General features: G+C 69.5%; 7 protein-coding genes. 4 read left to right on the top strand and 3 right to left on the bottom strand.

From position 1 onward, the window contains the following. Positions 1-545 precede the first annotated feature (545 nt). From ON27_RS40170 to ON27_RS30300, 3 genes are all read right to left on the bottom strand, one after another. The gene (locus ON27_RS40170) at positions 546-2,996 is read right to left on the bottom strand and encodes a M48 family metalloprotease (RefSeq protein ID WP_051047126.1); all 2,451 of its coding nucleotides are present in this window, start codon (positions 2,994-2,996) and stop codon (positions 546-548) included. After that, a complete protein-coding gene (locus ON27_RS30305; protein ID WP_157227423.1) occupies positions 2,996-3,424 on the bottom strand; it encodes a hypothetical protein in 429 nt (142 codons plus the stop codon). The genes ON27_RS40170 and ON27_RS30305 overlap by 1 nt, the downstream gene beginning before the upstream one ends. A gap of 276 nt (positions 3,425-3,700) precedes the next feature. After that, positions 3,701-4,294: a TetR/AcrR family transcriptional regulator gene (locus ON27_RS30300; protein WP_051047125.1), complete on the bottom strand. Its 594-nt coding sequence runs from the start codon at positions 4,292-4,294 to the stop codon at positions 3,701-3,703. 179 nt (positions 4,295-4,473) lie between these two features. Here ON27_RS30300 and ON27_RS30295 point away from each other — a divergent pair, with 179 nt between their 5' ends. The 4 genes from ON27_RS30295 to ON27_RS30280 form a co-directional block, all read left to right on the top strand. Further along, a complete protein-coding gene (locus ON27_RS30295) occupies positions 4,474-5,379 on the top strand; it encodes a ParB/RepB/Spo0J family partition protein (RefSeq protein WP_051047124.1) in 906 nt (301 codons plus the stop codon). A 54-nt stretch (positions 5,380-5,433) separates the two neighbouring features. Then, a complete protein-coding gene (locus ON27_RS30290; RefSeq protein WP_043735381.1) occupies positions 5,434-7,650 on the top strand; it encodes an MMPL family transporter in 2,217 nt (738 codons plus the stop codon). Between the two features lie 15 nt (positions 7,651-7,665). Next, positions 7,666-8,811 (top strand): LLM class flavin-dependent oxidoreductase, encoded by a 1,146-nt coding sequence (locus ON27_RS30285; RefSeq protein WP_043735380.1) that lies wholly within the window; start codon positions 7,666-7,668, stop codon positions 8,809-8,811. Positions 8,812-8,937: 126 nt separating this feature from the next. Beyond that, on the top strand, positions 8,938-9,876 hold a 939-nt coding region (locus tag ON27_RS30280), incomplete at its 3' end, for a beta-ketoacyl [acyl carrier protein] synthase domain-containing protein (RefSeq protein WP_169334545.1).

Below are 9,876 nucleotides of genomic sequence, written 5' to 3'. Positions count from 1 at the left end.
ACACCGGCAACAACCCCACCACCCGCGACTGTCCGGCAGCGGTGGTCGCGTTCTCGGTGCCCGCGCCATCGGCAGCCCCATTCGAGGACGCCGCCAACACTTCCGGGGCCTGCGGCGCCCCCGCCCCCACCGGCGCCTGCACCCCCGAACCGCTCACCACCACACCAGCAACAACCAGAGCCGAGACCGTTATCGGAGCAGATACACGCATTCGGCCACACCCAATCCTCGACGTCGTCCGCGTCTCGGCACGGATGAACCGTACGGGACAACGGAGTCCTTCTTGCCGGGCCGCGTCCACGACCCAGGCCCACTCCGCACAGCGGTGCGAACCATCAATAACAAACAGTACACAACACCGAGTACATCGCGGGTGGGATCGTGGAAATTCGCAGTAACTTAAAGCCCCGCGCAGTGACTCTCCATCCAGAGTACCGGCCCACTCCACCGCCCGCCCGTGTCCGCTTCCGCCCCTGCCGTCACCCACCACAGGCCGCGAAGGCGTTGGCGCACTGGGCATACCGGCCGACGCGGCGCAGCGCGAGCTATTTCTCGGCGAAGTAGAGCAGAACCGACGATGCCGCAACCACGCCCCCGCCCTCACCGAGATGCCGGTCGCTGCCGTCCTGCGGACGCGCCGCGGTGCCGAGCACCCACATGCCGCCCTCGGGAACGGTCTGGTCGAATGCTTCCGCTCCGATCCGCCCGGCGGGGAACAGGATTCCGCCGTCGACAGGCGGCTGCCCGTTGACCAGAATCGGCGCCCCGGCGCCCGCGCACGTGACCCGGTCGCCTCCCGCCGCGATCACCAAGGCCGTTCGATAGGCCATATCCGTTGTGACCCAGCCCGCTCGGGCGCCGTCGAACACAACCGTCTCGCCGATCGCGGGTCGGTAGCCCTCCGGGGGCGCTACCCGAGTCACCAGTCCCTTGCCGGGGGCGACGTGCACGGAAGGACGACACGAGAACGGATGCGCCGAGCACTCTTGCCGCCTCGGGTCGGGCCCGTATCGCAAGCACTCCGAACGTAAGCCGGAGGCCAGCGTGCCAGATTGATGACACAGCATCCATTTGCTGCCCGCGGTACTCGCCACGATCGCACGGCTGGCCGGGGAGGACGCCATCAGGGCCATCGAAGTGACGTCGGCACCGGGCCAGGTGGCAGTGTGGAACCCGTACTCGCTCACGATGGTCAGGGTGAGGAAGCTCGCCGCGGCGGCGGTGCCCACCGTGGCGCGGATGCCCAATGGCGGCTGTAGCCGAGTCGCTTCCGACGTCCCCGTCCAGGACTGCGTCGGCGGATGCGCCCGCCGCAGCCGTGGCGCCGCGAGCAACAGAGTGAGCGCGACGACGGCGGCAAGCAGGCCCCACCCGCCGAGCAACCCCGCGGGAAGCCGCTGCCGCTGCATCAGTTCCCCCGTCACCCAACTCGGCGCGCCGGACTCTTCCCAGGGCAGGCGCGCATAGAGGAAGTAGGCCCACAGCAACGACGGCAGCCACGGAAGCATCAGCACCGCCGCGCCGATCGCCACAGTGGCCAGGGCAACCCGTGGACGAGTCACCGTCGCGACCACCGGCAACCAGGTGTGTGCCGCCACGTGGACGCAGGCGGTGACCGCGACGCAGCTCATGCCAAGCACGAATGCCCAACCGGACACGAACTCCCTTGTCGCGGCCCAGGTGTGCCGAATGGAACCGTGCGCCACCGGATCGAGCGAGAGCAGCCGCCCGAGCCCCAAGCCCGCCGCCAGGGCCAGGCCATGGGCGAGCGCGACCAGCGGAATATGGAACGCACTCCCGCGCCAGGGGTGGTCGTCCCCTGCGACGCGCACCCACAACGCGCTGCGCAGCGCCGCCTGCGCGATACCCGCGGTCGCGACCAGCGTGGTCAGTGTCATCCCGGCCAGCGGCGCGATCGGTGTGCGTAGTCCGGCCACGGCCGTCACGGCATCGACCAGATCGTAGGCGAGCATGGCACTGAGACCGATGGTGACCAGGGAAAGCGCTCGCGGAGCGAGCAATTCGCCGGGTTCGTCGAGCATCCGCCGCCGTTTCGCGACCGACGGGTGCAATCCGAACCGCGCGCGCAGGCGTGCTCGCCGGGTGGGGTCGGGTGCGGTGCGCAGCAGTCTCCTGAGTTGGTCGGGGCAGCTGCGCCCGGCACGCAGATCGGCGTAGTACTCTCGCGCCCGTAACAGCCCGTTGCGGATCAGGAAAGTCAGCCCGAGCAGGGCGACTATTCGCCAGCCGTAACCGAGGGCGGTCCGCCGATCGCCCATCGCGAGTTCGACCAGTACCCAGCATCCGAACGGGACGCCGCCGAGCAGGACCAGCAGCCGCCACGTCCACACGGCGGCGTAGGCCGGATCGATGTCGCGATTGCGGATATGGGCCAGTTCATGCGACACCACGGCGTCCACCGAACCGTCACCGTCGTTCTTCCGCCAGCGCTCGAGCAGTCCCCGGGTCAGGATCACGTAGCGGCGCCCGTATCGCCCGAACGCCCGCCCGTCGACCCGGTTGTCGGCCGGATCGAGCAGGAACCGCACCTCGGTGTTCCCCGCCAGCTTCGCCAATTTCGCTGCCGGCACGGGAAACGCGGCGGCCGGGAAGGCGATCAGTCGGCGTCGCCGGATGTGCCATGACGGCCACAGCCAGTAGGCCAGCGCCGCACCGGCCACCAAGACGACGACGGCGGCCACCGCGATCGCCGCCGCTGTCGCGCCGACCCGGGTCGAGCAGGCGTCGACCGTCGCCGCGACAGCCGCGCCCTCGGCAGGCGCGGCCGCCGCGGCCCGGTCGATGTCCTGGCCGTCCACACCCAGCGCCGAGACGAGCGCTCCGACGCACCGCTCGGTCGCGAGCCGGTACGGCGTGCCGAGCACCGCACCCGCGAGCACTTGCCAGCAGTTCCACATGGTCGCGGCGGCCGCGAGCACGAGCACCGCGAAGCGCGGAGTCGTTCCGGAACCGAATGCCCGCGGGTCCGGCCCCATCAGAGCGTCGGGTCGTCCGGCGCGGCCAGCTCTCCGACGATCGCGCCCGCCAGCAGGTTCGCCTGCCGATCGGTCAGCCCGTACGCGAGGATCGCACGCCGGGCGGCCTCCCGGGTGGCGTTCAGCTGCTCGGGGCTGAGGGGTTCGGGCGGCGTCGCCGCCGTGGGACGACGCCGCCATGGCAGCCGGCTCAGGCGACCGCGCAGGCCGCGCGCGGTGCGTTTACCGGAGTACTCGAGCAGCGCGTCCACCGCGCCTTTGGTGCCGGCCAGCACCGCGACCGTCACCACCGCCTCCACCGCGCCGACCCCGAACCCGAGCAGTTCGTCCGGACTCCGACCGCGTCTGCGCGCGGCGTAGGCCGCGGCGGTGGCGTCGAACAACGGTAATTCCTCCGGCGCGTGCGCGGCGACGACCGACCGCGACACCGCCACAACGTCGACAACTTCCGCATCCGCGATACTCAGCGCCCTACCCCCTCGGCGTCGACTACAGGTCGAGAACCATTCTGCCGCAGCGAGAACGGCTGGAAAGGTCCACCGCAGTCCGACGTGTCCTCTGTTCACTTCGCGGCAACGCACGCCGGACGCGGGCAGGCCCTGCGCTATCGCGACGAATCAGCGTCAGGTCAGCGATGCCGGGTCACCACGCGGACACACGTGAATTAGTCTCCAGTAGAACAACTTTCGACAAGAAAAGTACGTCTAGCTCTGCTCGTCCGTACTCTCAGGCGACTCTTCGGCAACCGGACCGGCGAGATTGGCGGTCAGCATCCGCACGGCGGTCAGCCGCAGATCCCGGCGAGGACGGCGGGAAGCCAGCTCCGCCAGGCAGATCTCGCCGACCATGGCGACCTTCATCCGCGAGGCGGCGTCGGGATCGGGCCACCCGGCCGCGACCATGTCCGGCCGTCCCACCGCGATGAAGATCTCGTGGCGGCGGCGGATCTCCTCGCGCAGGTCCGGATCGGTGCGCGCCTGGACCATGAACGCCTCCGTGCCGCGGGCGTCGAGACAGGCGTCGAGGAACGCGTCGAGGCTGGGGGCGATCCGTTCGACGCCAGGGGGGATTCCGGTCAGCGCCGCGGCCACCGACTGCGACAGCGCGTCGAAGAAGCGGCGGTGCAGCGCGACGACGTAGCTGCGGCGGTTGACGAAGTGGTGGTAGAAGGTGCCCTTGGCCATCCCGGCTTCCTCGACCACCGCGTTGATCGAAAGCCGGTGCAGCCCCTCGCGTTCCGCCACCACGGTGCCCGCGACCAGCAGTGCCGTGCGACCGGGGTCGGCAATGACTGTCATGTTTTCGAATTCTCCCCACTCTTCCTGAAAAGCCTAGTGCCGGGCACCGGCCGCACCTACGCTGTGACCGATCGGTCGGTCGAAGCCTAGCCGGGTTCCGCATGGACCATCGGGTCATCGAGGACCGATCTGATTCCGGGCGTCTTTGGGGGTTCGAAATGTCCGCTGAGTGTAAATCGGTGAGCGGTGAAGTGGTGCCGCTGGCATCGAACGCGCGCTATTTCGTATCGATCGACGAACTGTTGCCCGCGGATTCGCCGCGGTCCGACGGCGAGGATCGCAGGCATATCGCGCGGCTGGCCGAGAGCGATACCGAATTGCCGCCGATTGTGGTGCACCGCGGCACGATGCGGGTCATCGACGGAATGCACCGATTGCGCGCCGCGCAATGGCTCGGGCACGAGCGGATCGCGGTCGTGTTCTTCGACGGAACGCAGGCGGAGGCTTTCCTGCGCGGAGTCGAACTGAATACGACGCACGGACTGCCGTTGACGCTCTCGGACCGCAAAGCGGCGGCCGAGCGGATCATCGAGACCCTGCCGCAATTGTCCGACCGCGCCATCGCGACCACCACGGGCCTGTCCGCGCGCACGGTGGCCACACTTCGTAAACGTTCGAGTGCGGAAGTTCCGCAGTCGAACGTCCGCATCGGCGCCGACGGCAGGCGCAGGCCGGTGGACCGCGCGCAGCGCCGGCGCCGCGTCGCCGAACTGCTGGCGGCCTCGCCGGATATGCCGCTGCGCGCGCTGGCCGCAGCCGCGGAGGTGTCCATCAGTACGGCGCACGCGATCCGCAAGCGTCTGCGCGAGACGGGATCGGCCGAATGCGGCGGCGCCACCGACCAGCCCGAGGGCAGTGCGCTGCTCCTGCAGCAGCTCACCCGCGATCCCGCCATGCGGCACAGCCAGCAGGGTCGTGACCTGCTGCGATGGCTGCACACGCACTCGATGCAGCGGGAGGTGTGGACCGCGCTGGTCGCCACGGTTCCGCCGCATTGCATTCCAGCCGTCGCCGAACTCGCCAGCCGCAACGCCAAGGAGTGGCGCGCACTGGCCGGCTACATCGATTCCGGCGCCGCCGAATAGCACCGAGCCACCGTCGCCTTCGCACGGCCCGGGTTCGAGAAAAGGTCACTCATCATGCTCGTCGGTCTCGCACGCCTGGCCACCCGGCGTCCACGAACCATCCTCTACGGTGCGCTGCTGATCGGGATCGTCTGCGTCGCGCTGGGCTGGTCGGCGCCCGCCCACCTGAAGTCCGGCGGCTATTTCCCGTCCGACACCGAATCCGCCGAAGTCGCCGCGTTCCTCAACCGGGAATTCCCCGCAGCGGCGCCGAATCTCGTGCTGCTGGTCACCGCGCCCGACGGCCTCGACAGTCCCGCGGCGCGCACCGCGGGTGAGCGCCTGACCGCGGATCTGCGGGGGCGCGAGGAGATCGACGCGGTCCAGTCCTACTGGGAACTCGCGCCGGATCTGCGGCAGGCCCTGCGCGGGAACGACGGCCGCAGCGGCCTGGTCCTGGCGCACGTCACCGGTGACGACACCGACGCGCCGAAGCGGGCGGGCGCGATCGCCGGACAGCTCGGTGGCGACTTCGACGGCGTCACCGTGCGTGCGGGCGGCCAAGCGGCGGCCGTCGACGAGATGAGCCGTCGGATCGTCATCGACCTGCTGGTCACCGAGGCGATCGCGGTGCCGCTGACCGGGCTGGCTCTGCTCCTGGTCTTCGGCAGCGTGACGGCCGCGCTGATCCCGTTGGCCGTCGGCGTGTTCAACATCTTCGCGACGCTGCCGATCCTGCGGTTGCTCGCCGAGGTCGGTGACGTGTCGATCTTCGCCCTGAACATGATGAGCGCGCTGGGCTTCGCGGTCGCGATCGATTCCAGCCTGTTCATGGTCAGCAGGTTTCGCGAAGAACTCGCGGGAGGCAGCGGCACCGCCGCAGCGGTATCCCGCATGGCGCGGACCGCGGGCCGCACCGTCCTGTTCTCCGGTGTGGTGATCGCGCTGTCGCTGTCGACGCTGCTGGTCTTCCCGCTGTATTTCCTGCGCTCGCTGGCCTACGCCGGACTGGCCGTGCTCGGGGCGGCGGTGTTCACCACCCTGCTGCTGGTGCCCGCGGCGCTCGCCCTGCTCGGCCCTAAGGTAGACGCGCTCGACGTACGGGTTCCACTGCGCCGCTGGTTGCGCCGACCGCCACCGCGGCCGGTCGAGGTCACCGAGACACGGTGGTACCGCACGGTGCTGCTGGTCATGCGCAAGCCGGTGGCGGCCGCGCTGGCCGTGACAGCGCTACTGCTGGTGCTGGGCTCGCCGTTCCTGTCCATCCGCTTCGGAGCCCCCGACGACCGGGTCATCAGCGGCGGGTCCAGCCATGAGGTGGGCGACGCGTTGCGCACCGGGTTCCGGGAGAACGCCATGGCCGGGGTGCTCGTCGCCATGCCCGGATACCGCGGCGGCGACGCCGAGATCGCCGCCTACGCCGAGCGATTGTCGCGCGTCGAGGGGGTGACCTCGGTGCTGTCGGCGGCGGGCGTCCACATCGGAGGGTTGAAGGTCGCCGCCGCGCCACCCGGCATGCGCGAGGACGCGGGCACGTACCTGCGCCTCGGCACCCGCCTGGATCCGTACTCCGCTGCCGCGATCGAGCAACTCGACGCGGTGCGCGAGGTCCAGGCGCCCGGCCGGGCGCTACTCGGGGGCGCGGCGGCGGAGAGCGTGGACGCGCTGGACGCGCTCGCCGCGAAAGTCCCCTGGGCCGTTGTCGTGATCGTGGTGTCGACCCTGGTTGTGCTGTTCTTCTTCACCGGTAGCGTGCTGCTTCCGGTCAAAGCGTTACTGCTCAACACGCTTTCGCTGGCGGCGACATTCGGCGCGATGGTCTGGGTATTCCAGGAAGGGCACTTGGCGGGCCTGTTCGGTTTCACTCCCACCGGCTATCTCGTGCCCACCATGCCGATCCTGATGTTCTGCATCGCCTTCGGCGTGTCGATGGACTACGAAGTGTTCCTGTTGTCCCGCATTCGCGAGGAATGGCTCGCCACCGGCGACAACACCCGGGCCGTGGCCGCGGGCGTCGCCCGCACGGCGCGCATCTTCACCGCGGCCGCCGGTCTGATGGCGATCGCTTTCGCGGGCATGGTGACCTCGCACGTGTCGTTCATCCAGCTGTTCGGTCTCGGCCTGACTTTGGCCGTGCTCACCGACGCGACGTTGATCCGCGGCGTGCTCGCGCCCGCGTTGATGCGCCTGCTCGGCTCGGCCAACTGGTGGGCCCCGCGCCGCCTCGCCCACCTGCACCGACGTATCGAAATCCCGGAGACCAGCGCCCCTGGCGAACCCGTACCCAAGTAGCGCGAGAGGAACGACATGGCGAGATTCCGCACCGGAGTGATGGATTCCGGTGTCTACACCCGGTTCGCACCGGATCTGCAATTTCGCGGCAGCCGCTCGGTGGCGATGGCGGGCGGAGCGGACTCGCTCTGGGTGACCGATCATCTGCCCTCGATCCTGCCGTCCTCGATCTGGACGCCCCGCCACATCGGCATCACCCGGCTCGCACCGCACGCCGACGGCATCTACGAACCGTGGACCGCGCTGGGCTATCTGGCCGCGCAGAACCGCTTGGCCCGGCTGCGGCTCGGCGTCGGGGTCACCGACGCAGGCCGCCGCAATCCAGCGGTGACCGCTCAGGCCGCGGCCACCCTGCACCAGCTGAGCCGGGGCCGGGCCATCCTCGGCATCGGCACCGGCATCCGGGACAACAACGAGCCCTACGGTGTGGACTGGACCGCACCGGTCGGCCGGTTCGAGGAGGCGCTGGCGACCATCAGGGCACTGTGGGATTCCCGTGGCAGTCTCGTGACCAGGGACTCGCCGCACTTTCCGCTGCGGAACGCGGTCTTCGACGTACCGCCCTATCGGGGCTCCCGCCCGGAGATCTGGGTGGCCGCGGGCGGGCCGCGCATGCTGCGCGCCGCCGGGCGGTACGCCGACGTGTGGTTCCCGGGCTTCGCGCAGCGCCCACAGGAGTACCGCCACCGGCTCGAGCAGGTGCGCGCCGCGGCCTCGGACACGGGCCGCGACCCCTTGGCAGTCGCGCCCGCGGCCGTGTTCAGCGTGCTCACCGCCGCGCGGCCCGCGCAGGTGGACGCTCTCGTGGAGAGTGTGGGCGCCCGGGCGCTGACCCTGTGCGCACCCGGAGAGATGTGGGCCAGGCACGGCGCGACCCACCCGCTGGGCGTGGACTTCACCGGGCTGCAGGACTACCTGCCGCAGACGCTCGACGAGCGCACCGTCCTGGACCACATCGAGAAGGTCCCGGCCTCGCTGGTCCGGGAATTCTGTTTGGCCGGCACACCGGACGAAATCGTCGAGCAGGTCGCGCAATGGCGCGACCACGGTTTGCGCTATGCCGTGCTCATGAATCTCAGCGCGATTCATCCGCGCATCGGAAGCGGGATGTTCTCGAACGTGCCGTTGACAGCGACTTTACGGAAATTAAAACGACTTTGACGCAAGGCAATTGACGGCTCGGCGCGATGCGCAATAGCATGATCATTCGAGCGAAGAAGCTCGTCAGATATTGTGCTGCTGCGGTCGGGGGGCTTCAGCAATCCCGCTTTCAGGCCAGGAGAAACAATGGTCGACATTGCAATAGTGGGCATCGGCTGCCGTTTTCCAGGCGGCGTATTCGACCCGGAGAGTTACTGGAATTTCCTGCTCGGCAAAGGCGACGGGATCGTCGATATCCCGCCGGACCGCTGGAGCATCGAGAAGTACTACGACCCGGATCCGGACGCGCCGGGGCGTATGTACACCCGGCGGGGCGGTTTCCTCACCCAGCCGCTGTGGGACTTCGACGCCGACTTTTTCGGCATCGCCCAGAAGGAGGCCGCCGTCCTCGACCCCCAGCAGCGGCTGCTGCTGGAGGTGACGTGGGAGGCGCTCGACGACGCGGGCATGGCGGGCCGGGTCTCCGGCCGCCGCGTCGGCGTCTACGTCGGCGGGTTCATCCTGGACAACGTGCTCGGACGCAGCGGTCCGCTGGTTCGGCCCGCGATCACCAACCACACCGCGATGAGCGCCTCCCACACGTTGCTGTCCAACCGCATCTCCTACCTGCTCGACCTGCACGGCCCCAGCCTCACCGTGGACACGGCTTGCTCGTCCTCGCTCGTGGCCACCCATCTCGCGGTGCGGGCCATCGCCAACGGCGAGTGCGAGATCGCGCTGGCCGGCGGGGCGAACGCGATGCTGCAGCCGGAGACGTTCATCTCCATGTGCAAGGGCCGGTTCCTGTCCTTCGACGGGCGCTGCAAGACCTTCGACGCCGCCGCCGACGGATACGGCCGCGCCGAGGGCGCGGGCGCGGTGCTGCTCAAGCCGCTGGAGGTGGCACAGCGCGCCAACGACCGCGTCTACGCCGTCATCCGCGCGACCGGCGTGAACCAGGACGGCCGCACGATCGCCGTTCCGGTGCCGAATCCGGTGGCGCAGGAACAGCTCGCGCGTCAGGTGCGGGCCGACGCGGGCGTCGCCGCGCACGAGGTGAGCTACCTGGAGGCGCACGGCACCGGC

Source organism: Nocardia asiatica NBRC 100129, assembly GCF_000308415.1.
GTDB classification, from domain to species: Bacteria; Actinomycetota; Actinomycetes; order Mycobacteriales; family Mycobacteriaceae; genus Nocardia; species Nocardia asiatica.
The sequence above is the reverse complement of the archived record's forward strand: the minus strand, read 5'-3'. Positions and strand labels throughout refer to the sequence as shown.